This is a genomic window from Mesocryomonas fontinalis, from assembly GCF_055730125.2.
This window is the reverse complement of sequence record NZ_JBUZWG020000006.1, coordinates 55,843-81,849: the sequence shown is the minus strand read 5'-3', so window position 1 is coordinate 81,849 and position 26,007 is coordinate 55,843. Positions and strand designations below refer to the sequence as shown.

Annotated in this window: 23 protein-coding genes; 15 read left to right on the top strand and 8 right to left on the bottom strand. The window is 67.9% G+C overall.

Annotated elements, in window-relative coordinates; all coding sequences use genetic code 11:
- Positions 1-211: 211 nt before the first annotated feature.
- The 6 genes from ACZL02_RS15575 (at position 212) to ACZL02_RS15550 (ending at position 4,911) form a co-directional block, all read left to right on the top strand.
- Positions 212-1,318: a catalase family protein gene (locus tag ACZL02_RS15575; RefSeq protein WP_472939180.1), complete on the top strand. Its 1,107-nt coding sequence runs from the start codon at positions 212-214 to the stop codon at positions 1,316-1,318.
- An 83-nt stretch (positions 1,319-1,401) separates the two neighbouring features.
- Complete coding sequence (locus tag ACZL02_RS15570; protein ID WP_472939179.1) at positions 1,402-2,118, top strand: glutathione S-transferase; 717 nt, start codon at positions 1,402-1,404, stop codon at positions 2,116-2,118.
- A 175-nt stretch (positions 2,119-2,293) separates the two neighbouring features.
- Positions 2,294-3,160, top strand: coding sequence for a shikimate dehydrogenase (locus ACZL02_RS15565; RefSeq protein WP_472939178.1), 867 nt, complete (start codon positions 2,294-2,296; stop codon positions 3,158-3,160).
- 25 nt (positions 3,161-3,185) lie between these two features.
- On the top strand, positions 3,186-3,773 hold the full coding sequence (gene coaE, locus ACZL02_RS15560; RefSeq protein WP_472939177.1) for a dephospho-CoA kinase: 588 nt from the start codon (positions 3,186-3,188) through the stop codon (positions 3,771-3,773).
- A gap of 118 nt (positions 3,774-3,891) precedes the next feature.
- Positions 3,892-4,620 (top strand): DNA polymerase III subunit epsilon, encoded by a 729-nt coding sequence (gene dnaQ / locus ACZL02_RS15555; protein WP_472939176.1) that lies wholly within the window; start codon positions 3,892-3,894, stop codon positions 4,618-4,620.
- A 90-nt stretch (positions 4,621-4,710) separates the two neighbouring features.
- Positions 4,711-4,911, top strand: a complete 201-nt coding sequence (locus ACZL02_RS15550; RefSeq protein WP_472939175.1) for a hypothetical protein — start codon at positions 4,711-4,713, stop codon at positions 4,909-4,911.
- A 547-nt stretch (positions 4,912-5,458) separates the two neighbouring features.
- Here ACZL02_RS15550 and ACZL02_RS15545 read toward each other — a convergent pair.
- The 4 genes from ACZL02_RS15545 to ACZL02_RS15530 are packed head-to-tail and all read right to left on the bottom strand — an operon-like array spanning position 5,459 to position 8,330.
- Positions 5,459-5,854, bottom strand: coding sequence for a helix-turn-helix domain-containing protein (locus ACZL02_RS15545; RefSeq protein WP_472939174.1), 396 nt, complete (start codon positions 5,852-5,854; stop codon positions 5,459-5,461).
- Positions 5,855-5,891: 37 nt separating this feature from the next.
- Positions 5,892-6,494: a Smr/MutS family protein gene (locus ACZL02_RS15540; protein WP_472939173.1), complete on the bottom strand. Its 603-nt coding sequence runs from the start codon at positions 6,492-6,494 to the stop codon at positions 5,892-5,894.
- On the bottom strand, positions 6,491-7,603 hold the full coding sequence (gene mltA, locus ACZL02_RS15535; protein WP_472939594.1) for a murein transglycosylase A: 1,113 nt from the start codon (positions 7,601-7,603) through the stop codon (positions 6,491-6,493). Before mltA ends, ACZL02_RS15540 begins: the two co-directional genes overlap by 4 nt.
- A 28-nt stretch (positions 7,604-7,631) precedes the next feature.
- Entirely contained in the window at positions 7,632-8,330 is a 699-nt protein-coding gene (locus ACZL02_RS15530) for a Tim44/TimA family putative adaptor protein (RefSeq protein ID WP_472939172.1), read from the bottom strand.
- Positions 8,331-8,654: 324 nt separating this feature from the next.
- On the opposite strand from ACZL02_RS15530, the gene ACZL02_RS15525 reads away from it, so the two are divergent.
- Positions 8,655-9,161 (top strand): FxsA family protein, encoded by a 507-nt coding sequence (locus tag ACZL02_RS15525; protein ID WP_496258478.1) that lies wholly within the window; start codon positions 8,655-8,657, stop codon positions 9,159-9,161.
- 209 nt (positions 9,162-9,370) lie between these two features.
- Positions 9,371-9,865 (top strand): protein-export chaperone SecB, encoded by a 495-nt coding sequence (secB, locus tag ACZL02_RS15520; RefSeq protein WP_472939170.1) that lies wholly within the window; start codon positions 9,371-9,373, stop codon positions 9,863-9,865.
- A 72-nt stretch (positions 9,866-9,937) separates the two neighbouring features.
- On the opposite strand, the gene ACZL02_RS15515 is transcribed toward secB, so the two are convergent.
- A complete protein-coding gene (locus tag ACZL02_RS15515; protein ID WP_472939169.1) occupies positions 9,938-12,475 on the bottom strand; it encodes a glucose/quinate/shikimate family membrane-bound PQQ-dependent dehydrogenase in 2,538 nt (845 codons plus the stop codon).
- Between the two features lie 525 nt (positions 12,476-13,000).
- Here ACZL02_RS15515 and rho point away from each other — a divergent pair.
- From rho to ACZL02_RS15485, 6 genes are all read left to right on the top strand, one after another.
- A complete protein-coding gene (gene rho / locus ACZL02_RS15510; protein WP_472936381.1) occupies positions 13,001-14,266 on the top strand; it encodes a transcription termination factor Rho in 1,266 nt (421 codons plus the stop codon).
- 87 nt (positions 14,267-14,353) lie between these two features.
- Complete coding sequence (gene mnmE / locus ACZL02_RS15505) at positions 14,354-15,769, top strand: tRNA uridine-5-carboxymethylaminomethyl(34) synthesis GTPase MnmE (protein WP_472939168.1); 1,416 nt, start codon at positions 14,354-14,356, stop codon at positions 15,767-15,769.
- A gap of 114 nt (positions 15,770-15,883) precedes the next feature.
- Complete coding sequence (gene mnmG / locus ACZL02_RS15500) at positions 15,884-17,767, top strand: tRNA uridine-5-carboxymethylaminomethyl(34) synthesis enzyme MnmG (RefSeq protein WP_472939167.1); 1,884 nt, start codon at positions 15,884-15,886, stop codon at positions 17,765-17,767.
- Entirely contained in the window at positions 17,757-18,470 is a 714-nt protein-coding gene (gene rsmG / locus ACZL02_RS15495) for a 16S rRNA (guanine(527)-N(7))-methyltransferase RsmG (protein WP_472939166.1), read from the top strand. Before mnmG ends, rsmG begins: the two co-directional genes overlap by 11 nt.
- A gap of 88 nt (positions 18,471-18,558) precedes the next feature.
- The gene (locus tag ACZL02_RS15490) at positions 18,559-19,344 is read left to right on the top strand and encodes a ParA family protein (RefSeq protein WP_472939164.1); all 786 of its coding nucleotides are present in this window, start codon (positions 18,559-18,561) and stop codon (positions 19,342-19,344) included.
- 61 nt (positions 19,345-19,405) lie between these two features.
- Complete coding sequence (locus ACZL02_RS15485; RefSeq protein WP_472939163.1) at positions 19,406-20,380, top strand: ParB/RepB/Spo0J family partition protein; 975 nt, start codon at positions 19,406-19,408, stop codon at positions 20,378-20,380.
- Between the two features lie 175 nt (positions 20,381-20,555).
- Here the strand turns inward: ACZL02_RS15485 and holA are convergent, their stop codons facing one another.
- The 3 genes from holA to leuS all read right to left on the bottom strand — a co-directional run bounded on the left by holA (position 20,556) and on the right by leuS (position 24,817).
- On the bottom strand, positions 20,556-21,605 hold the full coding sequence (gene holA / locus ACZL02_RS15480) for a DNA polymerase III subunit delta (protein WP_472939162.1): 1,050 nt from the start codon (positions 21,603-21,605) through the stop codon (positions 20,556-20,558).
- A 67-nt stretch (positions 21,606-21,672) separates the two neighbouring features.
- Positions 21,673-22,224, bottom strand: a complete 552-nt coding sequence (locus ACZL02_RS15475; protein ID WP_472939161.1) for a hypothetical protein — start codon at positions 22,222-22,224, stop codon at positions 21,673-21,675.
- The gene (gene leuS, locus ACZL02_RS15470; protein WP_472939160.1) at positions 22,211-24,817 is read right to left on the bottom strand and encodes a leucine--tRNA ligase; all 2,607 of its coding nucleotides are present in this window, start codon (positions 24,815-24,817) and stop codon (positions 22,211-22,213) included. The genes ACZL02_RS15475 and leuS overlap by 14 nt, the downstream gene beginning before the upstream one ends.
- A gap of 486 nt (positions 24,818-25,303) precedes the next feature.
- Between leuS and ACZL02_RS15465 the strand changes: the two genes are divergently transcribed.
- Positions 25,304-25,981 carry a YggS family pyridoxal phosphate-dependent enzyme gene (locus tag ACZL02_RS15465; protein ID WP_472939159.1) on the top strand — a complete coding sequence of 226 codons (678 nt, stop codon included), beginning with the start codon at positions 25,304-25,306 and terminating at the stop codon, positions 25,979-25,981.
- Positions 25,982-26,007: the final 26 nt, after the last annotated feature.

Sequence of the window (26,007 nt, the reverse complement as noted above, 5' to 3'; positions counted from 1 at the left end):
CGAACCGGCGGGGCCCCGGCGTCTGGTTAGGCAAGTGCGGCCGGCCTGTCCACCCGTCCGAGGCGGCTTGTCTCCGGGGCCGGCATGACGCAGCGCAAACGGATGCCGGCCGGCAACAGTGCGACATCTCGCTCACAAGCCGGTGTTGCCGGGGAACAGCAGTGCCTCCCGGCCATTCGAGGGAGACCGTTGTTGCAAGACTGGATGTCCCATGAGCCATGTTCCGTTCCAGAACCCGCCTGTCCCTTTCGACCCGCGCTTCGAGCATCTTGAGTTCGACGAGGCCGAGACCGCGCGTGAGCTCGTGGAGACCTTGCGCGGCATCATGCAGATCACCGCCAAGGACTACGGCCATGCCGTGCGCAGCGTCCACGCCAAGAGCCACGGCATCCTGCGGGGCACGCTGACCATCGCGGACGGCCTGCCGCCGGAACTCGCGCAGGGCATCTTCGCGACGGCGGCGTCCTATCCGGTGGTGATGCGCTTCTCCACCAATCCCGGCGATATCCTCGACGACTCCATCTCTCTGCCGCGCGGCATGGCGATGAAGATCGTCGGCGTGCCCGGCGAGCGTCTGCCGGACTCGCCGGGCGCCGATCAGGATTTCGTCATGGTCAACGGCCCCGCCTTCTCCGCCTCCACCGCCAAGGCGTTTCTCGGCAACCTGAAGCTCCTCGCCAAGACCACCGACACGCCGCAGTTCCTGAAGAAAGCCGTTTCGGCGGCCTTGCGCGGCGCCGAGACTCTGGTCGAGGCAGCCGGCGGCAAGAGCTCGACCCTCATCGCCATGGGCGGCCATCCGAACACCCATGTGCTCGGCGATACTTTCTATACCCAGGCACCGCTCCTCTATGGCCGCTACGTCGCGAAACTGTCGCTTGCCCCGGTCAGCCCCAACCTGAAAGCCCTGACCGGCGCAAAGGTCGACGTCTCCGGCAAGCCCAATGCGCTGCGCGAGGCGGTGTCCGAGGTGTTCGCCACGCAGTCCGGCGAATGGGAACTGCGGGTGCAGCTGATGACCGATCCAACGGCCATGCCGATCGAGGATGCCTCGGTGCCATGGTCCGAGGAGGAGAGCCCGTTCATCACCGTCGGCCGCGTCAGCGTCGGCCCGCAGGATGCCTGGAGCGATGCGGCCGAGCGCCATGTCGACAACGGCATGGCCTTCTCGCCCTGGCACGGCATCACCGAGCACCGGCCGCTCGGCTCGATCATGCGGGTGCGCAAGCCCGCCTACGAGATGTCCTCCGGCTTCCGTGCCGCGCACAATGGCTGTCCGATCATGCAGCCGAAGACCGCCGAGGATATCGGCATCTAGTCCTGCGAGCCTCCGGAACGGCTCCGGTACCCGTCCCGCGGTCAACTGTGGGGCGGGCCGACTAAATCTTGGAGAGTGCCGCCATGACCTTTGATCTCTACTACTGGCCGGGCATCCAAGGCCGCGGCGAGTTCGTCCGGCTGGTGCTGGAAGCCGCCGGGGCCGAGTATCGCGACATGGCCCGGCTGGACATTCCCGGCGGTGGCATTGCCGGTATGACGGCGATGATGAAGTCCGGCTGGGGCGGCGCCCACCCGTTCGCCTCGCCCTTCCTCGTTCACGGCGATCTGATGGTCTCGCAGACCGCCGTCATCGCAGCTTATCTCGGCGAGACGCTGGGGCTGGCGCCGGAGGATCCGGCCACCCGCCTGTTCGCCCGGTCGATCGCGGCGACCACGGCCGACATCGTTTCGGAGGCGCACGAGGTCCATCATCCCGTCGGCACCGGGCTCTACTACGAGGACCAGAAGCCCGAGGCCCTGCGCCGGGCCGAAGGTTTCCGGGCGGAGCGGATGCCAAAGTACCTCGGCTGGTACGAGCGCCTGATCGACGCCTCCGGCTTCCTCGCCGGCGGCAGTCTCAGCTATGCCGACATCGGCCTGTTCCAACTGGTCGAAGGCCTCCGCTACGCCTTTCCCCGGCGCATGGCCGCCATCGAGGCCGATTATCCGCGCGTCGTGGCGCTGGCGGCGGGCGTCGCCGCGCAGCCGAACATCGCCACCTACCTCGCCAGCGATCGCCGCCTGCCGCTCAGCGAGGACGGCATCTTCCGCCATTATCCTGAACTCGACGCGGACTGACGCCGGGCATCTTCCGCTCTCCCGAGACGTTAGGCAGTCCGCCGAATGTTTCACGTGAGACACGGCGGCCGTTGGTCTCCGCGTTCTCAAGAACCCGCGCTCTCGAAGGTTTGCGGTCGGGCGATCGATTGGGTAACGCTGCGGGGATCTTGAACGCCTTGCTGCCGGAACCGCCATGCATGTCTTCCACGATGACGAGACGCCCAATGAGCCTCAGGAAGGCCCGCGCGCCTTCGTGACGGGCTGGCCGGTTTGGCACTCGCGCTCGCCGCTCATCCACGGCGACTGGCTGCAGCGCTACGGCATTCCCGGCTCCTACCAGCGGCTCGGCATCCCGCCGGAAGAGTTCGGCGACTTCCTCGAGGGTTTTGCCGGCAGCGGCTTCGTCGGCGGCAACGTCACGCTGCCGCACAAAGAGGCGGCCTTTGCCGCCGTCGGCCGGCGGGATGCGGCGGCCGAGGCGATCGGGGCGGTGAACACGCTGTGGTGGGAGGACGGGATCCTCACCGGCGGCAATACCGACGCTTACGGCTTCTCCGCCAATCTCGACGAGCGCCTGCCCGGCTGGCGCGATGCGGAGAATGCCGTGGTCCTCGGCGCCGGTGGTGCGGCGCTGGCGGTGGTCTTCGCGCTGCTGTCGGCCGGCGTCGCCCGCGTCCACGTCGTCAACCGCACCGAGGCCCGGGCGTCGGCTTTGGCCGAGCGCTTCGGCGCCCGGGTCAGCGGCCATGGCGCGGAAGCGCAGGCAGCGCTCCTCGCCGGCGCCGATCTCCTCGTCAACACCGTGCCGGCCTCGGCGACAGAGGACGGCGCCTTGCCGGATCTTTCCGCCCTCGCAGACACCGCGCTGGTCACCGACATCGTCTATGTCCCGCTGGCGACGCCGGTGCTGCTGGCGGCCGAAGCGCGGGGCCTCCGCCATGCCGACGGGCTCGGCATGCTGCTGCACCAGGCGGTGCCGGGCTTCGAGCGCTGGTTCGGCCAGCGCCCGACCGTCGACGCGGCGCTGCGGGCGCGGCTCGTCGCCGACATCGCGCCATGACGGGCTCTGCTGGCAGACCTGCGCGATGATCGTCCTCGGCCTTACCGGCACGATCGGCATGGGCAAGTCGACGACGGCAAGCTTCTTCGCCGAGCGCGGCATTCGCGTCCATTCCGCCGACGAGACCGTCCACCGCCTCTATGCCGGCAAGGCGGCGCCCGCGGTGGAGGCGTTGTTTCCGGGCGTGGTGCGCGACGGCGTCGTCGACCGCGCGGCGCTCTCGGCCCGGGTGCTCGGCGATCCCGCGGCCTTGCAGGCGCTGGAGGCGCTAGTGCATCCGCTGGTGCGGGCCGAGGAGCAGGCCTTTCTGGCGGAGGCGCGGAAGGCCGGCGTGCCGCTGGTGGTGCTCGACATCCCGCTTCTGTTCGAGACCGCCGGGGAGCGCCGGGTCGACAAGGTGCTGGTGGTGACGGCGCCGGCCGAGGTGCAGCGCCAGCGGGTTCTCGCCCGGCCGGGGATGACGGCCGAGAAGCTCGCCTCCATCCTTGCCCGCCAAGTGCCCGACGCCGAGCAGCGGGCCCGCGCCGACTTCGTTCTCGACACCGCCGGCGGCATCGAACCCGCCCGCGCCGCGATCGCCGAACTCATCGACAAACTCGTAGCCGCTGAGTAAACGTTAAGAACAAAGTAAGAACATCTTGCGAGCCTCGGGGACAACGTCATCCCCCGGAAGCTCTCGCTTGAACTTCGGGGGGAGATGCGCGACACCGGGACACCAACGGGATGAAGTCATGCGCGAGATCGTCTTCGATACGGAAACCACCGGCCTCGATTTCGAGGCCGACCGCGTCATCGAAATCGGCGCGATCGAGCTCTGGAACCACATCCCGACCGGCCGGTCCTGGCACGCCTTCGCGCGGCCGGCGGGTCGCCGCGTCGATCCCGGCGCCTTCGACGTGCACGGCATTTCCGACGATTTCCTGAAGGACAAGCCGCTGTTCGAGGAGGTCGTCGCCGAGATGACCGAGTTCTTCGGCGACAGCGTCCTGATCGCCCACAACGCCACCTTCGACATCCGCTTCCTCAATGCCGAGCTGAAGCGGCTCGGCCTGCCGCCGATCGACATGGAGCGGGTCATCGACACGCTGCAGATGGCGCGGCGAAAATTCCCGATGGCGCCGGCAACGCTCGATGCCCTCTGCTCGCGCTTCTCGATCGACACGTCGAAGCGCGACAAGCACGGCGCGCTGGTCGACTCCGAACTCCTGGCCGGCGTCTACATCGAGCTGATCGGCGGCCGCCAGGCGGCGCTCGGCCTCGTCTCCTCGCACCAGGAAGAGCAGCGCGACGCCGACGGCGCCGTCCTTCGCCTCGCGCCGCGCCGCGTGCCGCTGGCGCCGCGGGTGACGCCCGAGGAGGCACTGCGCCACCGGGCCTTCATCGAGACGCTGGGGCCGGATGCCCTCTGGCTGAGCTTCCTCGAGCCCGCGACCCCGCCGGAAATCGCCGTGGCCGTCTGACGCGTTCATGCCGGCGCGGGAACCAGCGCTGGCCCTGCCGCCTTTTCGAGACAGCCGACGCTTGAAGGTCGGCCGATCCGGGAGGCCAGTATGTCCGACAAGAAAACCCATTCCGCCGACACCGTTCCTGCCGTGGAGAGCGAGACCGACAAGCCCGATCTCGCATCGCATTTCGTCCGCCAGACCGACGCGACCTTCAACGGCACGCCCGACAAGAGCCTCATCGGCCGCGACATTCCGATCGAGGAATATGACGAGGACGAACTGGACGAGGACGGCGAACCGCTGTGAGGTCGTGCGGTTTCGGGGAATGCCTCGGTTGCCCGCGGCAATTGGGGGCGGTGTAGATAATCCCGTGTTCCGGTGTATCTTGCGGCGGCTATACTAGTCAGGGCGCCAACCCTGAAACCTTGTCATCCCGGGCTTGACCGCTGCGAAACCGACGGTTTCGCTGGGATCCATTCCAAATCGTCCGCCCCACACGCTCCGGGCGACTTTCCCGCCTTTGCGCCGCGTGTTGTTTCTGCACGGGACAGGTCCAATTCAGCGCGGAGGAATGGATCCCGGATCAAGTCCGGGATGACGAAATTGAAGGGCCGGCATCATGGCAGCTCCTTCGAAACCATTGAGGTTTCCCATAGCGAACGATTGAGGTTGCCCACAGCGTATGCAGCTCCGGTGCGCCCTCAGCATATGGGAACCATGTCATCCTCAGCCCAAGGGCCGCGCCTCGTCAACGCTCAAAGGGTAATTCCCCCGCGCCTCCACTTCGCGCTCGCTACCCCCGCGCCTGCTACTCCGCGCCCGCTACCACCAATCTCGCCACCCGCCCCCTCACCTACCGCCGCCGCTTCGCAGCCCGGATCGCCTCGGCCCTTGCGGCGGCCTCATCCAGCGCTGCGCGGAGCTGCACCAGGTCTGCCGGGGCCAAAATCGCGATGGTTTCGGAGAGGCGGTTGGCGAGTGCCGTCGCGTCGGCACTGAGGCCGGCGGTCTCGACCGTCACTTTCGGGTGGGAGAGTTCCGCGAGCCGCTCGAGCTCCTCCGCATCGTCCCAGATGACGTTGAGATAGCCGATGATCCGCTGCAGCAGCTGCCAGGTCGGGCGGCCGCGGCGGCCGTGCTCGAGCGCCGAGAGATAGGCGCTGGAGACGCGCAGCGCCTTTGCCATCTCGCCTTGGGTCACGCCCTTCTCCTGCCGCAGTGCGCGGATGCGCTCGCCGAACGGGGTCAACGCTGTCGCCTTTTGGGCGCGTTGCGGGTGACGCCGCTCATCGCCGACGGATGCGGATGTAGAAGGCGCCATCGCCGCCATGGCTGCGGTCCGCGGGCTCGAAGCCGGCGACGAGGCTGCGGAACTCCGGCGTATCGAACCAGTGCGGCAACGAGCGCTTGATCACCCCGCGCGAGCCGAAGGAAGCGCCGCGCCCGGTGATCACCAGCACGTGCCGCATATGGTGGGCCTGCGCCTGGCGCAGGAAGCCGAGCAGCGCGTAATGCGCGACGATCTGGGTCTTGTCGTGCAGGTCGATGCGGTCGTCGATCTCGACCCTTCCCTTGGCGATCTTGCGCTTGACCGGCTTCTCGATCGGAAAGAGGCCCGGCAGCACCCGCACGGGTTTCGCCTTGATCGCCGGCGCCTGGTAGGCGGGCATCAGGCTCGGCTTGGGGACCGCGATCGCGGCGGGTTTCGGCGCCGGCAGCCGGACGTTCTTGGCCGAAGCCGGCCGGGGCACGGCAGGCGGCCGAGGCGCCGCCACCGGCTCGGCCGGCGGCAGGTCGGGCAGATCCTTGCCGGGCATCGGCTTTGCCTGCCGGGCGACGCCGACCCACAGCCGCAGCTCGTCGTCGCTGAGACCCCGCCGGCGCCTCATCGCCCGATCCGGGCGTGAACGGAGGCCGGCAGCAGCAGATAGAAGTCGCCGGGATGGCGCACGCGTCCCGCCGCCTGCCCCGCCGCGAGGCCGGAGCCGACGAAGATGTCGGCCCGCGCCGCGCCGAGGATCGCCGAGCCGGTATCCTGCGCGATCATCAGCTGCTGGAACGGCGTGCCGGCGAGCACCAGTTCGGGCGCGTCGATGAAGAACGGCGTGCCGAAGGTGTGGAGCACGCGGTCGACGGCGATCGAGGCCAATGGCGTCAGCGGTACCTTGGCGGCCGCGACGGGGCCGAGGCTTTCGTCGAGCACCTCGGCCTCGCGGAAGAAGATGAAGGAGCGATTGCGGTCGAGGAGACCGCGGACGCGACCCGGATGCGCGGCCAGCCAGCTGCGGATGCCGTCCATGTCGGCCTCGGCGAGCGTCAGCGCGCCCTCCTGCACCAGGATCCGGCCGATTGCCGTGAACGGGTGCCCGGTCTTGGCGGCATAGGTGACGCGCAAGCGGCGTCCGTCTGGTAGCCGCAGCCGGGCCGAGCCCTGGATGTGGACGAAGAAGGCATCGACGGGGTTGTCGAGCCAGGCGATCTCCAGCCCGCGGCCGTGGAGGAAGCCTGCCTCGATCGCGCCTCTGTCGGGGTATTCGTCGAGATGCTCGTCCGGCCGGCGCCAAGCATAGCGGAAGGACGGATCGAGCCCCGCCGGCCGCGACACGTCGTCGACGGCGACGAGGTCGTTCGGCACGCCGTAGAGCGGGGTGGAAAAGCGGGCATCCGGCGTCAGCGAGGCGTCGAGCTCGGGCTCGTAATAGCCGGTGAGGAAGCCGCGTGCGGTGGGATCCTCGGCCTTCGCCGAAAGAAACGCCGGCTGGAAATGCCGTTCGAAGAAGGCGCGGGCCTCCGCCGGGCCGATCTCGGCGGCGGCGGATAGAGCAGCTTCTGCGGCCGGGCGAAAATCCTCCGCATCGACGCCGAGCGTGCCGGTCTTGACGGCGCCGGCCATGAACCGCGCAGCCGAGCGCCTGAACGCCGAAAGGGCCGCGGCGTGGTCTGCCGCGGCCCATCCGGGCAGGTCATCGAAGCGGCGTTTCGCCAGAAGGTCTGTCAGCACGGGCACCTCGCCGTCGCAGTCTGGCTCAGGCGGCTTCGGACTGCGTTTCGACCAGCTTCCAGTTCGGATCCTTCGAGCGCGTGTCGCGGGCGAAGGTCCAGACGTCCTTGACCTCGACCACGGTCTCCGGATCGCCGTCGATCACCTCGCCGGTGGTCGATGTCACCGCTGAGATCAGCTGGGAGACGATCCGCACGGTGATCAGGACCTCGCGGTCCTTGGTTTCGGCGGCGACGATCTTCGCGTCGTCGATGCCGACGAAGGTCGACTGCATCTTTTCCGACCGCGCCTCGCGCTCGGTGATTGCCGCCTCGAAGCCGGCATAGGCTTCCTGGCTGAGGAGGCTCTTCAGCGTCTTGCGGTCACCGGAGGCAAAGGCGCCGACGATCATCTCGTAGGCGATCTTCACGCCATCGATGAAGCCCTTGGCATCGAAGGTCTGGTCGGCGTCCTGGACACGGCGGAGCTCGGCATTGGCCGGCTCGGCAGGCGGCACGATCTTGTCGATCGCCGCATAGCGGTCGACCACCACGGCCTCGGTCACGCCGGTCTCGCGCCGGTTCGGCAGCGTCACGACATTGCCTTGAGCCTCGATGGTCTTCTCGGGCCGCGCATAGGGATCGAACGGCGGCCGCTCGTTGCCGGTGCGCCGGCCCAGCACGTTGCGCAGCTGGAACAGGACGATCGCCGCCACGATGATGAAGAAGATCGTCCCGAAGGTCATCCTGTGCGCAATCCCTATGTGTTCGCGTCGTGCGGTGGAAATTCGTGCGGCGAAAAAGTGTGTCCGCTTGGTGCGGTGGAAGAAGCTGGCAACGGTTCCCCCGCCGCCGCAGACCTTGCATATAAGTGAGCCGGTCGCTCATTCAAATTGCCGTTGGCCGATCCTATCTTCTTTGTGACGTGCATTCGCGCGAATTATGCGGCCGCAATGAACGGAGCGTGCCGATATCGACGAAATTTTAGTCGGATGCCGGCCTCTTCTTCCTTTTGGCCCGAGATCCCAACCTGGAGAATTCCCCTGCGCCTCCTGCTGCTCCCGCTCTCGATGTTGCTGCTGCCGATCATCGAGATCGCCGTGTTCATCCTTGTCGGCGACCGGATCGGGCTGATGCCGACGCTCGGCCTCGTCGTCGGCAATGCGGTGATCGGCGTGCTCCTGTTGCGGCGGCAAGGCCTGTCGACGCTCCTGCGCATCCGCCAGGAGGTCCAGGCCGGGCAAAATCCGGGGCGCGAGCTGGTGCACGGGGTGATGATCGTGCTGGCGGCGTTCCTGCTGATCGTGCCCGGCCTCGTCACCGATCTCATCGGCTATCTCCTCTTCATCCCGCCGGTGCGCGATCTCGCCTGGCGGTTCCTGAAAGGGCGCGTCACCGTGATGGCGATGCCCGGCGGCACCGGCTTTCGCGGGCGCCCAATGCCGTCGGGCGACCTGCTCCGCCGCCCGGCGCCCGGGCCGGCCGCCCCCACCGGCGTGATCGAGCTCGACGACGACGAGTATGCCCGGCGGCCGAACCCCGACAGTCCCTGGCGCGGCGACAAGCCTGCGCCATAGCCGCCCTTCCCGCCTTTGGCCGGCGTTTCGCCGGGGTCGCGGGTAGTCTTGCGCGAACTTGTCTCCCCTTGCGCGAAGTGTTAGCGCTCGCGCCACCGCAGCGGGCGACCGTGCCGGGTGCCGGCGTGCCGGGGCCGGCGGGCGGGACAGATATGGGGACCATGCCGGCCGCGCAGCGGGGCATGCCCGGGATCCAAGCGGAGGCTTTCATGTCCGACATCGACCAGGCCAATCAAGGTCTGCCCAACGGCCAGGCGCCGGCGATCAACATCCTCGCCCAGTACATCAAGGACTTCTCGTTCGAGAGCCCGAATGCGCCGGCGGCCCTGCGCAACCAGGCCAAGGCGCCTGGCATCAACATCGGCGTCAACGTCACCGCCAACCCGGTCAATGCCGAGGAGGGCGACTACGACGTCAAGCTCTCGCTGAACGCCAAGGCTGGCGACGACAAGGATCTGCTGTTCCATGTCGAGCTCGAATACGGCGGCGTGTTCCGGCTGCAGCATTTCCCGCAGGAGCACCTGCTGCCGGTGCTGTTCATCGAGTGCCCGCGCCTGCTCTTCCCGTTCGCGCGCCAGATCGTCGCCGACGTCACCCGCAATGCCGGCTTCCCGCCGCTGATGATCGACCCGATCGACTTCGCCGCGCTGTTCGCCCAGCGGATGGCCGAGGAACGCGCCAAGGCGCAGGTCCAGACGGTCTGATCTCCAGCCTCTCGAAGACATGAAAAAGGGCGCCACGGGGCGCCCTTTTTCATATCGGGTCCGAAGCCGCTATTACGGCTTCGGCAGCCTGTAGGCGATTACCGAGTCGCCGGTGCGGGTGCCGAGCGAGCCGTGCCCGCCGGCGACCGCCAGCACGTACTGGCTGCCGTCGCGGCCGGCATAGGTCATCGGCGTCGCCTGGCCACCGGCCGGCAGGCGGCCCTTCCAGAGTTCCTTGCCGGTCGAGACGTCGTAGGCGCGCAGGTACTGGTCGAGCGTGCCCGACAGGAAGGCGACGCCGCCGGCCGTCATCATCGGACCGCCGAGGTTCGGCACGCCCATCCGGAACGGCAGCGGGATCGGCGAGGAGTCGCGCACCGTGCCGTTCTTGTGCTGCCAGATCACCTTGCCGGTGGTGAGGTCGGCTGCCGCGACATAGCCCCAGGGCGGCGACTGGCAGGGCAGGCCGAGCAGCGAGGTGAAGGGCGCCAGCTTGATCGCATACGGCGCGCCGAAATTCTCGTTGAGCGAGGGCAGCGCGCCCGCCGGCTTCTCGCCGCCATCCTGGACGTAGAGCTCGGTCTCGTTCTGGCGCCGTACCAGCTGCGAGGTGAAGGCGAGGTAGGTCGGCGTGGTGAAGGCGATCTGGCGCTGCGGGTCGACGGCGACGCCGCCCCAGTTGAACACGCCGAAATTGCCGGGATAGATCAGCGATCCCTTGAGCGAGGGCGGGGTGAAGCGGCCGTCATATTTCAGCCGCGTCAGGGCCACCCGGCAGGCCAGCTGGTCGAACATCGTGGCGCCCCACATGTCCTTGCCGGTGAGCGCGGGCGGGTCGAACGACAGCGCCGATTTCGGCTGGGTGGGCGCTGTATGGTCGCCCTTCGCCGCGCCCGTGGGCGCCGCGACCTCGGTCACCGGCAGAACCGGGGTGCCGGTGCGGCGGTCGAGCACGAACAGCTCGCCTTGCTTGGTCGGCTGTACCAGCGCCGGCACGGTCTGGCCGTTGAGGGTGAGGTCGATGAGGCTCGGCTGGGCCGGCACGTCGTAGTCCCAGAGGTCGTGGTGGACGGTCTGGAAAACCCACTTCACCGTGCCGGTCGCGATGTCGAGCGCCACTACCGAGGACGAGAAGCGCTCGACGGCCGGCGAGCGGTTGCCGCCGAACTGGTCCGGCGGCTGGTTGCCCATCGGGATATAGACCATGCCGAGGCCCTCATCGACCGAGGAGATCGACCAGGAGTTCGGCGAGTTCGCGGTATAAGTCTGGCCTTCCGGCAGCGGCGCCGTCTGGTCCGGCTTGGCGCTGTCCCAAGCCCAGACGAGATCGCCGGTGTTGACGTCGTAGCCGCGGATGACGCCCGAGGCTTCCGCCGTCGAGACGTTGTCGAGGACGGTGCCGGCGACGATGATGATGTTGGCGGTGACCACCACCGGCGAGGTCGAGTAGTAGGCGCCCGGATTGACGTTGGGCATCTTCTGCCAGAGGTCGATCTGCCCGTCGCCCCCGCCGAAATTGCTGCAGACCGCACCGGTCTCCGGGTCGAGAGCGATCAACCGGCCATCGGCCGTCGGCATGAACAGCTTGGCCGCGCAGGTGCCGGTGACGGCGGCACCGGCGGTGGCGACCGGAAGCGCCGGGTCCGCGGCATCGCCGGCGGGCGGGGTGGCAGTGGCACCGGCAGTCGTTGCTCCGGTCGGCAAGATAGCCGGGGTTGCCGCGGCAGCCGGGGCTGCGGCTTCCGATGAAACGGCTGCGGCGTGGTAGGACAGGCCACGGCAGGTCAGGTGCTGCAGTGCCAGTGCACCCTGGACCTTCGGGTCGTAGCGCCAGATCTCTTTACCGGTGTCTGCATCGAGCGCGATGACGCTCTGGTGCGGCGTGCAGAGGAAAAGCCGGTCGCCGATCTTCAGCGGGGTGACCTCGAAAGTCGTCTCCACAGGGTCGCCGTCCTGCGGCACGTCGCCGGTCTCGAAGGTCCAGGCGGTCTCGAGCGTGCTGACGTTCTTCGGGGTGATCTGGTCGAGCGGCGAGAAGCGCTGGCCGTAGCCGGTGCGGCCATAGGCGCGCCATTCGTCGGCGGGGATGCTGGCGGCGTCGCCGGCAACGCGCGTCGTCGGGGCCGGCACGGTGCCCTTGATCCGGTGGAGGTCGGTGAACCAGGACGTCACCGCCACCGCGAGCACCAGGACCAGCGAGGCGGAGAGCGCGAGGCCGCCGCCGCTGAACGCGGTCGGGCCACCCTTGATGCCGTCCATCGCAGCGCGCACGTCGGGCACATAGAGGCGGCGGGTGATCCAGGGCGTGAGGAGGAACACGCCCATCAGGAAGATCACGTCGCCGCGCGCCGCGAGCGGCCACCAGTCGAGACCGACCTCCCAGAGTGCCCAGCCGAGCGTGCCGACGACCAGCGCCGCATAGACCCAGAGGGCGGCCTCGCGGCGGGCGAACAGCAGGCCGGCGGTGGCGAAGAACAGGACGGCCGCGGCAAGATAGTACCAGGAGTCGCCGGCGCTGATCAGCCAGACGCCGCCAACGGCCGACGCGACACCGAAGAGGACGAGGAGGATCGTGGCGATCCAGAGGGCGGGAGAGCGGCCGGTGGGCATGTAGACCTCGTCACTTCACAGTCTTGGGTGGACGGACCCTTGCATGGCTCGTCCCTGAACGGAACTGCGGCATTGCCACAGCGCTGGCGAAAGCAGGGCTGCGCGGCGTTTTTCGCTCTCGTGATCCCCGCGCGGGCAAGTGATCCTGTAGCCGGCTTCGTCAAGGCGTGCGGTGCCAGAAACCAGCCGCTTGGCGGCGACGGACCGGCATCACGACGGGCAATGGCCGCTCGGCAGCCGCGCCGAATGCCTCGCTGGCTGACAACCCGCTTGCACCCCGGCAGCCTTGCCGGTATAGGCAATCTGGATACCCTGCCTCAGGGGCGCTGGCCGAATCAGTTCCGCCACCACCCTCTCCGTTGCCGCACGTGTTCAGTCGCTGGCATCGGTCTCTCCCCATCCCGCATTCGCGATACCGACTTCCCCTGATCACGACTTCCCCCCGATCCGGTCTTCCTATTGACGCCAGTGCAGTCCCCCCACCGATCGCCCGATCACATCCGCGGGACGGAGCCGTAAAACCATATGTTGGAAATGAAGCTTCAGGACCTGAAGAACAAGAAAGCCCCCGAGCTCATCGCCTTTGCCGAGGAGAACGCGGTCGAGAATGCGCCTGTCCTGCGCAAGCAGGAGCTGCTGTTCGCGATCCTGAAGAACCTGGCGGCCCAGGGCGTCGAGATCATCGGCGAGGGCGTCGTCGAGGTGCTGCAGGACGGTTTCGGCTTCCTGCGCTCGCCCGATGCCAATTATCTGCCGGGTCCGGACGACATCTACATCTCGCCCTCGCAGCTCCGCCGCTTCTCGCTGAAGACCGGCGACACCGTCGAGGGACCGATCCGCTCGCCGAAGGACGGCGAGCGCTATTTCGCGCTGCTGAAGGTCAACACGATCAACTTCGACGACCCGGAGCGGATCAAGCACAAGAGCCATTTCGACAATCTGACGCCGCTCTATCCGAACGAGCGCTTCAAGATGGAGCTCGACAATCCGACCTCGAAGGATCTGTCGGCCCGCGTCATCGACCTCGTCGCCCCGCTCGGCAAGGGTCAGCGCGCACTCATCGTCGCGCCGCCCCGCACCGGCAAGACGGTGCTGCTGCAGAACATCGCCCACTCGATCACCGCCAACCACCCGGAGTGCTACCTCATCGTGCTGCTCATCGATGAGCGGCCGGAGGAAGTCACCGACATGCAGCGCTCGGTTCGCGGCGAAGTGGTCTCCTCGACCTTCGACGAGCCGGCGGTGCGCCATGTGCAGGTCGCCGAAATGGTCATCGAGAAGGCCAAGCGCCTGGTCGAGCACGGCCGCGACGTCGTCATCCTATTGGACTCCATCACCCGCCTCGGCCGCGCCTACAACACGGTCGTGCCGTCCTCCGGCAAGGTGCTGACCGGCGGTGTCGACGCCAATGCGCTGCAGCGCCCGAAGCGTTTCTTCGGTGCCGCCCGTAACATCGAGGAAGGCGGCTCGCTGACCATCATCGCGACGGCGCTGATCGATACCGGCAGCCGCATGGACGAAGTCATCTTCGAAGAGTTCAAGGGCACCGGCAATTCGGAAATCGTCCTCGACCGCAAGGTGGCGGACAAGCGCATCTACCCCGCGATGGATATCCTGAAGTCCGGAACACGCAAGGAGGATCTCCTCGTCCCGCGCGCCGACCTGCAGAAGATCTTCGTCCTCCGCCGGATCCTGGCGCCGATGGGCACGACCGATGCGGTCGAGTTCCTGAACGACAAGCTGAAGCAGACCAAGATGAACTCGGACTTCTTCGACTCCATGAACACCTGATCGGTCTCAACGATCGATTTGGCAGCGGTCCGATCCGGAAGGGTCGGGCCGTTTGCGTTTGAGCCGGTGCCAGGACGGGATGCCATGATGACCGATGCCATGATCGCCGCCGACACCATCATCGCCCTCTCCTCCGGCGCCCTCCCCGCCGGTATCGCCGTCATCCGCATCAGCGGCCCGGCCAGCCGCCCGGTGCTCGAGCGCCTTGCCGGCGGCGTCCCGGCCATCCGACAGGCCAGCCTCCGCCGCATCCGCGATGCGCACGGCGAGACCATCGACCGCGCACTGGTGCTGTTCTTCGAGGGTCCGACGACCGTCACCGGCGAGGATCTCGCCGAGATCCACCTGCACGGCGGCCGCGCGGTCGTCGCCGCGTGCCTCGACGCAGCGCTCGCCCTCCCCGGCGTCCGGCTGGCGCAGGCCGGCGAGTTTACCCGCCGCGCCTTCGAGAACGGCCGCATCGATCTGACCGAGGCTGAGGGTCTCGCCGACCTCCTCTCCGCCGAGACCGAGGCGCAGCGGATCCAGGCGGTCGCGCAGTCGGGCGGGGCGCTAAGGGCGCTCTACGAGAACTGGATGAAGCGCCTCGTCCACGCGCGCGCGATGCTCGAGGCCTCGTTCGACTTCGCCGACGAGGGCGACGTGACGGAGGACGTTGCCGACAGCGTCCGGCCGTCTCTGCAGGCGCTGGCCTCGGAGATGAGGGTCCACCTCGAAGGCGCTGGTCGCGGCGAGATCCTGCGGCACGGCTTCAAGGTGGCGATCATCGGACCGCCGAATGCCGGAAAGTCGAGCCTCCTCAACGCCCTCGCCGACCGCGAGGCGGCGATCGTCTCGCCCATCGCCGGGACGACGCGCGACGTCATCGAAGTCGCCCTGGACCTCGGCGGGCTCAAGGTGCGCCTGTTCGACACCGCCGGCCTGCGGGAGACGGCGGACGCCATCGAGTCGATCGGCATGGAGCGCGCGATGGCAACGGCTGAGGATGCCGACCTCATTCTCGATCTCCGGTCGTGTGAAACAGAGATTCACGTGAAACATCCGGACATGGCGCAGCCGTACGCTAGAACTGGGGGGTCGATTCGGACCCGGACTGAACACGAGGCGTCTCCGGTCTGGTCTGTCCGAACGAAGATCGATCTGGAGCCGGAGCGATTCGGATGCGATACGATCGCGAACGATGCGACCGGCGATGAACGTCCTGTGTTTGCTGTGTCCGCGCAGTCCCGCATCGGATTGCAGGAGCTGGTGGAAGCCATCGCCGGCGCTGCGACGATGGCTGCCGGGGACCCCTCGGCCCTGGTTCCGGCCCGCACCCGCCACCGCGAGATCGTCTCGGACGCCTTGCGCCTCCTCGACCGGACCATTGCAGCAAGCCAGCCGCCCGAGTTTGCCGCGGACGATCTGCGGGAGATCACCGACCGCTTGGGCGCCCTCACCGGCCGGGTCGGTGTCGAAGACCTCCTCGACGTCATCTTCTCAGCCTTCTGCATCGGCAAGTGATTCACGTGAAACACGTGCTGCGACCAGCTCTGCGTGCCGTGCCGACGAGACGGCTGGGCTGGCCCCGACGCCTCGCGCATTGACAGCCCGCCGGGCTTTCGGCTTAACCAGACGATGCACAGCACATCCCACACAGCATTCGACGTCGTCGTCATCGGCGGCGGCCATGCCGGTTGCGAGGCGGCCAGCGCCGCCGCTCGGCTCGGCGCGCGCACCGCCCTCCTCACCCATCGCTTCGACACGATCGGCGCGATGAGCTGCAATCCGGCGATCGGCGGCATCGGCAAGGGGCATCTCGTGCGCGAGATCGATGCGCTGGGCGGCCTGATGGGCGAGGCGGCGGATGCGGCCGGCATCCAGTTCCGGCTGCTCAACCGCAGCAAGGGTCCCGCGGTGCGCGGCCCGCGCGCCCAGGCCGACCGACAGCTCTACCGCGCGGCCATGCAGGCGATGATCCGGGCGACTGAAAACCTCGAGGTCATCGAGGGTGACGCGTTCGATCTGAGCTTTGCCGAGGACGGCAGCGTCGCCGGCGTGATCCTCGGTGATGGACGGACGCTGTCCTGTGGCGCTGCGGTGCTGACCACCGGCACCTTCCTTTCCGGCCTCATCCATATCGGTCTCCAGAAGATCCCGGCCGGCCGCATGGGCGAGGATCCCTCGGTCGGGCTTTCCGGCACGCTGCGCCGTCTCGGGCTGCGGCTCGGCCGTCTGAAGACCGGCACCCCGGCTCGGCTCGACGGGCGCACGATCGACTGGTCCGGGCTGGACAGCCAGGCGGCGGACGATGTGCCGACCCCCTTCTCCTATCTTACCACCCACATCGCCAACCGCCAGATTGCCTGCGGCATCACCCGCACCACGCCCGAGACGCACCGCATCATCCGCGAGAACCTCGGCCGGTCGGCGCTCTATTCCGGCGAGATCGAGGGCGTCGGTCCCCGCTACTGTCCCTCGATCGAGGACAAGATCGTCAAGTTCGGCGAACGCGACGGCCACCAGATCTTCCTGGAGCCTGAGGGCCTCGACGACGATACCGTTTATCCGAACGGCCTTTCGACCTCCTTGCCGGAAGACATCCAGCGGGAGTTTCTCCGGTCGATCCCCGGCCTCGAACACGTCGACATCCTGAAGCCCGGCTATGCCATTGAGTACGACCATGTAGACCCGCGGGAGTTGCATCCGACACTCGAGGTCCGGGCTGCGCGCGGCCTGTTCCTGGCCGGCCAGATCAATGGCACGACCGGCTACGAGGAGGCGGCAGCGCAAGGTCTCTGGGCGGGGCTCAACGCCGCCCGCCGCGCCGGTGGATTCGGATGCGTGACGATCAGTCGGTCCGATGCCTACATTGGCGTGATGCTCGATGACCTAACGAGAACTGGGATCACCGAGCCTTACCGGATGTTTACCTCGCGCGCCGAGTTCAGACTGTCGCTCCGCGCCGACAATGCCGACCGGCGGTTGACCCCCCTCGGCCTGGACCTTGGCCTCATCGGGCCGCGCCGTGAAGCCGTGTTCAGGGCCAGCGAAGCGCTGCTCGAGGCGGCGAAGGCCTTGCTGGAGGCGTCGACGATCACGCCGAGCGAAGCCGCAAAGCGCGGGCTGCACCTCAACCAGGACGGGAGGACGCGCTCCGCCTTCCAGCTGCTGTCGCAACCCGAAATCGGGTTCGACCGGCTTGCCGCGATCTGGCCGGAACTCGATTCCATCGAGCCGTCGATTCGGGAGCGTATCGAAATCGAGGCTTCTTACGATGTCTATCTCGACCGCCAGCGGCGCGACCAGGCACGGTTGCGCCGCGACGAAGGCGTGGCGATCCCCGACAGCTTCGACGTATCGGCGCTGCCCGGCCTCTCGTCGGAACTGAAGCAGAAGTTCGCAGCCCGCAAGCCTGCGACGCTCGCCGATGCCGAGCGCATCGACGGCATGACACCGGCAGCGCTGGCTCTGATCCTCGTCCACCTTCGCAAGCAGCAGAGGCTCTCCCATGCGGCGTAGCGACGAGGAAGAAGCCCCCCGCCGCACCGCCGTCCCCCGGACCAAGCGGGCACAGAGCGTTCCCGCCGCTGCAGAGATCGCGGCGGGTCGGGCCGCGCTGCTGGCGCAGCGTCATGTTTCACGTGAAACATTGGAGGGAATAGACCGTTACGTCGCGCTGCTGCTGGAATGGCAGGTCAAGACCAACCTTGTTGCGCCTTCCACTCTTGGCGAGATCTGGCACCGCCATGTCGCCGACTCTCTCCAGCTGGTCGATGTCGCTCCTTCGCCGCGCCGCTGGGTCGATCTCGGCTCGGGCGCGGGCTTTCCCGGGATCATCCTCGGCATCTGCCAGCGGGGGCAAGCGGGTGCCCATGTGGATCTCATCGAGAGCAATGCCAAGAAGGCCGCCTTCCTGCGCGCCGTCATCCGCGAGACCGGCATTTCCGCGACCGTTCATGCGGAGCGCATCGAGGACTGCGGCCCCGTACTGGCGAAGGCGGACGCCGTCAGCGCGCGGGCCCTTGCCTCGCTCGATGTTTTGCTCGGCTTCGTCAGCGGTCGCATCCGGGCTGAAATCCCCTGCTATTTCGCCAAGGGGCGGCGCCATGATGAAGAAATCGTTGACGCATCGGCCGAATGGCGATTCACAGTGCTAAAGCACTCTTCGACGGTCGACGTGGAATCGGTCATCCTGGAAGTCCGGGATATCGCGCCGCGCTGAACCGGATGTGCCGACCCAGAGCGAATGTTTCACGTGAAACATCGCGGGTTGAGGGAGCGAGCCGATGGATGCCAGGGCACCAAGACGCATGCGGGTCATCACCATCGCCAACCAGAAGGGCGGCGTGGGCAAGACGACGACCGCGATCAACCTTGCGACCGCGCTGGCGGCCGTGGGCAAGCAGACGCTGCTGATCGATCTCGACCCACAAGGTAACGCCTCGACCGGGCTCGGCGTCGATAAGGAAGACCGCGAGGTGTCCTCCTATGACGTGCTGGTGGAGTCCGCGTCGATCAGCGAGGCGGCGATGGCGACCGCCGTGCCGAACCTCTCGCTTGTCCCGTCGACGCTCGATCTGCTCGGGCTCGAGATGGAGATCGCCAGTGCACCCGGCCGCGCCTACAGGTTGCGCGACGCGCTGCATTTCCATGTGATGGAAGTCCCGCAGTTCGACTTCGTGCTGATCGACTGCCCGCCCTCGCTGAACCTTCTGACGGTCAATGCGATGGCCGCCGCGGACTCGATCCTCGTCCCGCTGCAGTGCGAGTTCTTTGCGCTGGAAGGACTTAGCCAGTTGCTGCAGACGGTGGAGCAGGTGCGCGATACGCTGAACCCGGCTCTGGACCTGCACGGCATTGTCCTCACGATGTATGATGGCCGCAACAACCTGGCCGCGCAGGTGGTCAACGACGTGCGCTCCTACATGGGCAAGCACGTCTACGACACGGTGATCCCGCGCAATGTGCGGGTTTCGGAGGCGCCGTCCTTCGGCAAGCCGGCAATTCTCTACGATATGAAATGTCCGGGCAGCCAGGCCTATATCCGGCTGGCCTCGGAAGTGATCCAGCGCGAACGCCGGCTGGAGGTCGCATGACGTCTTGCCGCACTAAGACAGGCCGGTCGGCGCCCGGCGCCGGCATGACGGGGAGACGGAGATGAACGAGGACAAGTCGCGGCAGCGTCTCGGACGTGGACTGGCTGCGCTCATCGGCACCGGCGGCGCCTCGCCGGCGCGGGCCTCGAACGGCTTTGCGCCGCAGGAGAGCGCCGGCGAGCGGCGGATCGCAGTTTCCCGCCTGTCGCCCAATCCGCGCAATCCGCGCCGGCATTTCGACGAGGCTGACCTTGCCGAACTGACGGCCTCGATCCGCACCCATGGCGTCGTGCAGCCGATCCTGGTGCGCGAACGCGCCGATGGCGCGGAGGCCTACGAGATCGTCGCCGGCGAACGCCGCTGGCGCGCGGCCCAGAAGGCCGGCCTTACCGAGGTTCCGGTGGTCGTGCGCGAGATCTCGGACCGCGAGTCGCTCGAGATCGCGATCATCGAGAACGTCCAGCGCGCCGACCTCAGCGCCATCGAGGAGGCGCAGGCCTACCAGATGCTGATCGAGGAGCATGCCTATACGCAGGCCGATCTCGCGGACGTGCTCGGCAAGAGCCGCAGCCATGTCGCCAACACGCTGCGGCTCCTGAAGCTGCCCGAGGGCGTGCAGGGCATGCTGTCGCGGGGCGAGCTGTCGCCCGGCCATGCCCGCACGGCGGTCTCGGCGGAGGATCCGGAGGCTTTTGCGCGCGTGATCATCGAGCGCGGCCTGTCGGTCCGCGAGGCCGAGGACCTGGCGCGGACGCCCGTGCCGCCGTCGGTCACCGGGCTCCCTGCCCGGCAGCGCCCGGCTGCCCGGCCGAAAGCCCAGCCAGCAAGGCCGCTCGCAGAGGAGAAGGATGCGGACACGAGAGCGCTCGAGCGTCTCCTGTCGGAAACCCTCGGCATGCGCGTCGAGATCCGGCTGCCGGAAGATGGTGGCGACCTGCGGATCGACTACGGCAACCTGGAACAGCTGGACGAGATCTGCCGGCTTCTCCAGGCGAAGCAGAACCGCCCACCTGAACCCCGTATTCGGACGCTTTAACTCTTTTCCGCAAAACCCGCCGACGATCGATTCGGCGGCGTAACGGCCGTGTCACACCGGCGTCGAAAGTGCCGGCGGGGGCCTCGGGTGTCCACGATCTCTGCACAGCGGATCGCGGCGGGTGACCGCGTTCGAGCGTCGACAGCGCTGGTTCGATACACCTCGAAGGTTGAGTTCAGCGGACCTTTTTCCGCAGGCGCGCCGCCTCGACGGCGGTGCCGAGGAGGGTCTGGCGCAGGATGACGTGCGAGAGCGCGGCCTCCTTGCGGCTGTGCAGGATGTCGGCTTCGATCGTCGCGAGCGCAGGCGAAAGCGCGTCGAGGGTCCAGAGGCCGAGGGCGGTTTCGAGCGCAGCCTTCCGCCGGAAATGCGGACGTCGCGCCTCCACGGCACGGGCGACGCTCTGATCGCCATGCTCGACGGCAAAGCGCATCAGCTGCAAGCCCTGGAAATGGCGGAGCAATCCCTGCTGCAGCAGGAATGGCTGGGTGCCGGCGGAGGTCAGCCGCTCGATCAGCTCCGGCAGCTTGCGCACCTCGCCGGTGGCGGCCGCATCGATCGTCTCCTCCAGCGTGTCGGCCGAGACGTCGCCGACGATCGCCAGGATGTCGGCGGCCTCGACAGCCGATTTGCCGTAGCAGTAGAGGCAAAGCTTCTGCACCTCGCCGCGCGAGGCCAGCCGGTTGGCGCCGAGGCGCGCGCGCAGCATGTCGCGGGTATCGCGGTCGATCGACAGGCCGGCGAGCTTCAGCTCCTCGTCGATCATCAGGTCGAGCGCCCTGCCCTCGTCCTGGTAGCATGGCAGCGCCATGGCGGCCCGGCCTCGCTCGACGGCGACGCGCAAGGGCGCACTTTTCTTGAGATCGCCGGCCTCGATGACCACGACGGCATCGCGCGGCGGGTCCTTGGCGAGATCCGTGACCGCGGCCGACAGCGCCTTGCCGGAACCGGTGCCGGCCCCGCGGATGCGGATCAGCCGGCGTCCACCGAACATCGAGATGGTCCGCGCTTCGTCGAACAGGCGGCCGATGTCCTTTTCCAGCTCGTCGGCATTGAGGCTGATGAAGGCGAAGGCGTCCTTCGGATCGACGCCCGACAGCGCCGCCACCGTGGCCGCCCGCTCCGAGACGAGCCCGGCATCGGGGCCGTAGAGCAGGACGATGGGAAAGCTGGTGTCGGGCCGCGACAGGAAGGCCTCGACCTCACCCGCCTTCTTTTCCGCCATCAGGCGCCCCGCTGGCGGAGAAATGCCGGCGCGCGGCGGCGGTGCGCCCGTCCCGCGCCGGCAAGGATCACTTGCGCAGGTCCTTGCGGATCGCGACGGCGGCGCCGAGCTGCACCTTTTCGGCGACTTCCTTCGCCGCCAGTTCACGGGCGTCGATGAGGGCGCGCGAGGAGGCGAAGAGCTGCTCAGACCGGTCGAACGGCACCGAGGCGAAGCGCAGGCCGCTGTCGATGACCTTCTGATCGGACAGGCGGACGACCTGATAGGTCGCGTCCATCCGGTAAAGGCTCGCAGCTGGCACGCCCGAGCCACGCTCGATCGAGACTACGTTCTCCTGGCCGGTGGCGGAGTAGCGGATCTCGTAGACCGGGGCGGTGGGCGTCGTGCCGCCGTTAAGGCGGAACAGCAGCGCGTTGCGGAACAGCTGCGCGGTACGGGTGTTGGCCGGGGCCACCGCGATCTGGCCGCGGAGGTCGCCGAGGCTCTGGCCGCTGCCGCCGGTGGCGAGCGCCGCCTGACTGGATTTGCCGTACATCGGCGAGACGGTGCAGCCACCGAGGAGGACGAGGGCGAGAAGCCCGGCGATCCGCGGGCGGAGCGCCCGATCAGACGACGACATTGACGATCCTTCCGGGGACGACGACGATGCGCTTCGGCGTCCGGCCCTCGAGGGCCGTCTGCACGAAGTCGAGTGCCATGACGGCGCTTTCGATCTCAGCCTTGCCGGCCTTGACCGAAACGGTCAAGTCGCCGCGCTTCTTGCCGTTGAGCTGGACGGGGAGAACCACCTCGTCGACGACCAGCAGCGCCGGATCGATCTCCGGCCATTTCTGCTCGGCGCAGAGGCCGGTGCGGCCGAGCACCGTCCAGCATTCCTCGGCGAGATGCGGCATCATCGGCGCGATCAGCCGCACCAGCACCGACAGCGCCTCGCCAATGGCGTCCGCGACACCGGTGACGTCGCGGGCGTCGCCGGCGGTCGCCGCGGTCAGCGTGTTGACGAGTTCGTAGAGCCGGGCGACGGCCTTGTTGAAGGCGAGGCGCTCGATGTCGTCGGCAACACCGGACGCCGTGCGGTGGGCGGCGCGGCGGATCTCGGTCGAACGCGGGGCATCGGCAATGTCACCGGTCGTGGCGGCGAGTTTCGGCGCGAGCTCGGCGACGAGGCGCCAGAGCCGCTGGACGAAGCGGTGCGCGCCCTCGACGCCAGACTCGGTCCAGATCACGTCGCGCTCGGGCGGCGAATCCGACAGCATGAACCAGCGGGCGGTGTCGGCGCCGTAGGAGGCGATGATGTCGTCGGGGTCGACGACGTTCTTCTTCGACTTCGACATCTTCTCGATCGCGCCGATCTCCAGCACGGCGTCGTCCGCCATCCGGGTCGCGGTGCGCACGCCGTCCACCTCGGCGATGCGGATCTCGGCGGGCGAGACCCAGTCGCGGCCGTGCCGATAGGTCTCGTGCACGACCATGCCTTGGGTGAACAGGCCCTTGAACGGCTCGTCGATGGCGAGATGCCCGCAGGCCTGCATCGCCCGCACGAAGAAGCGGGAGTAGAGGAGGTGCAGGATCGCGTGCTCGATGCCGCCGATATACTGGTCGACTGGCAGCCAGGCATTGGCGCGCTGCGGGTCGGTCGGCTCGCTGGCGTGCGGCGCGGTGAAGCGGGCGAAATACCAGGAGCTGTCGACGAAGGTGTCCATCGTGTCCGTCTCGCGCAGCGCCTTGCCGCCGCATTGCGGGCAGGCGGCGTGGCGCCAGGTCGGGTGACGGTCGAGCGGATTGCCGGGGCTGTCGAAGTCGATGTCGTCCGGCAGCTTTACCGGAAGGTTCTCGCGCGCTTCCGGCACGACGCCGCAGGCCTCGCAGTGGAGCACCGGGATCGGGCAGCCCCAGTAGCGCTGACGCGAAATGCCCCAGTCGCGCAGGCGGAAGTTGACCTTGCGCTCGGCCTGAGGCGCGCCGCCGAGATCGGTCGCGGCGAGGTGGTCGGCGACGGCGGCAAAGCCCTCGGCCGGGCTCATGCCGTCGAGGAAGCGCGACTGGAACAGCGTGCCGTCGCCGACATAGGCTTCGGTGCCCACGCTGAAGCTCGCCGCGTCGGCGTCCGGCGGCAGGACGACGGGGGTGACCGGCAGGTCGTACTTGCGGGCGAAGTCGAGATCGCGCTGGTCGTGCGCCGGGCAGCCGAATATCGCGCCGGTGCCGTAGTCCATCAGCACGAAGTTGGCGACGTAGACCGGCAACTTCCAGGCCGGGTCGAGCGGGTGCACGGCCTCGATGCCGGTGCGCATGCCGAGCTTCTCGGCGGTCTCGATCGCCGCCGCCGTGGTGCCGCCGCGCTTGCAGGCGAGGATGAACTCGGCGAGCACCGGATTGTCGCGCGCCGCCGCCGTCGCCAGCGGGTGGTCGGGCGCGACGGCGAGGAAGGACGCGCCGAACAGCGTGTCCGGCCGGGTGGTGAACACGGTGACGTCGGTCGCGGCGTCCGGCGCCTTCTCCAGCGCGAAGCGCACCAGCAAGCCTTCCGACTTGCCGATCCAGTTCTTCTGCATCAGCCGGACCTTTTCCGGCCATTCCGGCAGCGTGTCGAGCGCCGACAGGAGGTCCTCGGCATAGTCGGTGATGCGGAAGAACCATTGCGTCAGGTCGCGCTGCTCGACCTCGGCGCCCGAGCGCCAGCCCTTGCCGTCGATCACCTGCTCATTGGCGAGCACGGTGTTGTCGACGGGATCCCAGTTGACCTTCGACTTGCGGCGATAGGCGATGCCCTTGGCCAGGAAGTCGAGGAAGAGCATCTGCTGGCGGTGGTAGTAGTCGACGTCGCAGGTGGCGAATTCGCGGGTCCAGTCGAGCGACAGGCCCATCGACTTCAGCTGGCCGCGCATGGTCGCGATATTGGCATAGGTCCACTCGCGCGGGTGCACCTTGTTCTGCATCGCGGCGTTTTCCGCCGGCATGCCGAAGGCGTCCCAGCCCATCGGGTGGAGGACGTTGAAACCCTTGGCGCGCTTGTAGCGCGCGACAACGTCGCCCATCGCGTAGTTGCGCACATGCCCCATGTGGATGCGGCCGGACGGGTAGGGGAACATCTCGAGGACGTAGTATTTCTCGCCCGGCGCATCGTCCTGTGTCTCGAACAGTTTCGCCGCGTTCCACGCCTCCCGCCAGCGGGGTTCGGCTTCGCGCGGATTATAGCGTTCGATGGACATGCGGATGGCTCGTCGGTTCACGCCAGGCCGGGAACAAGGGGCCGCGACGTCTGAAGGGGATTGCGGTCGTTCAACACCGCCTGCGCGCCAGCGTCAACCGACAGGCGGCTCAGTGCTTCACGCTGGACGTGGCGGCCGCGGGTGCGCTGAGATGGGGGCGGAGAGTTTCGGGAGGGAAAGCAGCACGCCGGGCCAGCGGCGGACCGGGGAGAACGGGCTTCCCCGGCTGTGGCGACAGCCTCGCTCTCGAAGAGGAGGTGATGCGATGTGGTTTCTACCGCTGAGCATCACGTTGGAGGTGAAAAGGACCCGGAGCGGCTGGCGAGTCTGTCTCCGGGTCCGATTCATCGTCTGACCAAGGGTGTCGGCTTCGGTGACCTATGGTCGCTTCGGCCGGCACCCACTCCTTTCATATACGCCATTCCGGCCCATATTTCAAAGCCGCGCCCGTTCCTCCCGTCGCCTCTCGCTTCTTTGAAAGCCACCATGTCCGTCCAGCAATACCAAGCCGTCACCGCCGCCATCCGCGACGCCGAGAACGCAGCCGGTCGCGCGCCGGGGTCGGTGACCCTCGTCGCGGTGTCGAAGACCTATGCGGCCGAGGCGATCGCCCCGGTGCTGGAGGCCGGGCAGCGGGTGTTCGGGGAGAACCGGGTGCAGGAGGCGATGGCGAAGTGGCCGGAACTGCGCGAGCGATTCGAGGGGATCGAGGTGCACCTCATCGGCCCGCTGCAGTCGAACAAGGCCGCCGAGGCGGTGGCAACCTTCGACGTGATCGAGACCGTCGACCGCGAGAAGATCGCAAAAGCCCTGGCCGGCGAGATCGCCAAGCAAGGCAAGGCGCTGCGGCTCTACGTCCAGGTGAACACCGGCGAGGAGCCGCAGAAGGCCGGCATCGCGCCGGACGAGGCGGTGGCCTTCGTCGCCCGCTGCCGCGAGGTGCACGGCCTCGTCATCGAGGGCCTGATGTGCATCCCGCCGGCGGACGAGGACCCTGCGCCGCATTTCCGCAAGCTGGCGGATCTGGCGAGCGCGGCGGGCGTCGCGAAGCTCTCGATGGGTATGTCGGGCGACTACGCCGTCGCGGTGGCGGAGGGTGCGACGGGCGTGCGCGTCGGATCGGCGATTTTCGGCGCCCGCGATTATGGTCACGCCGCCGGCTGAAGGCGACGGCGGCCCGCGGAACCGGG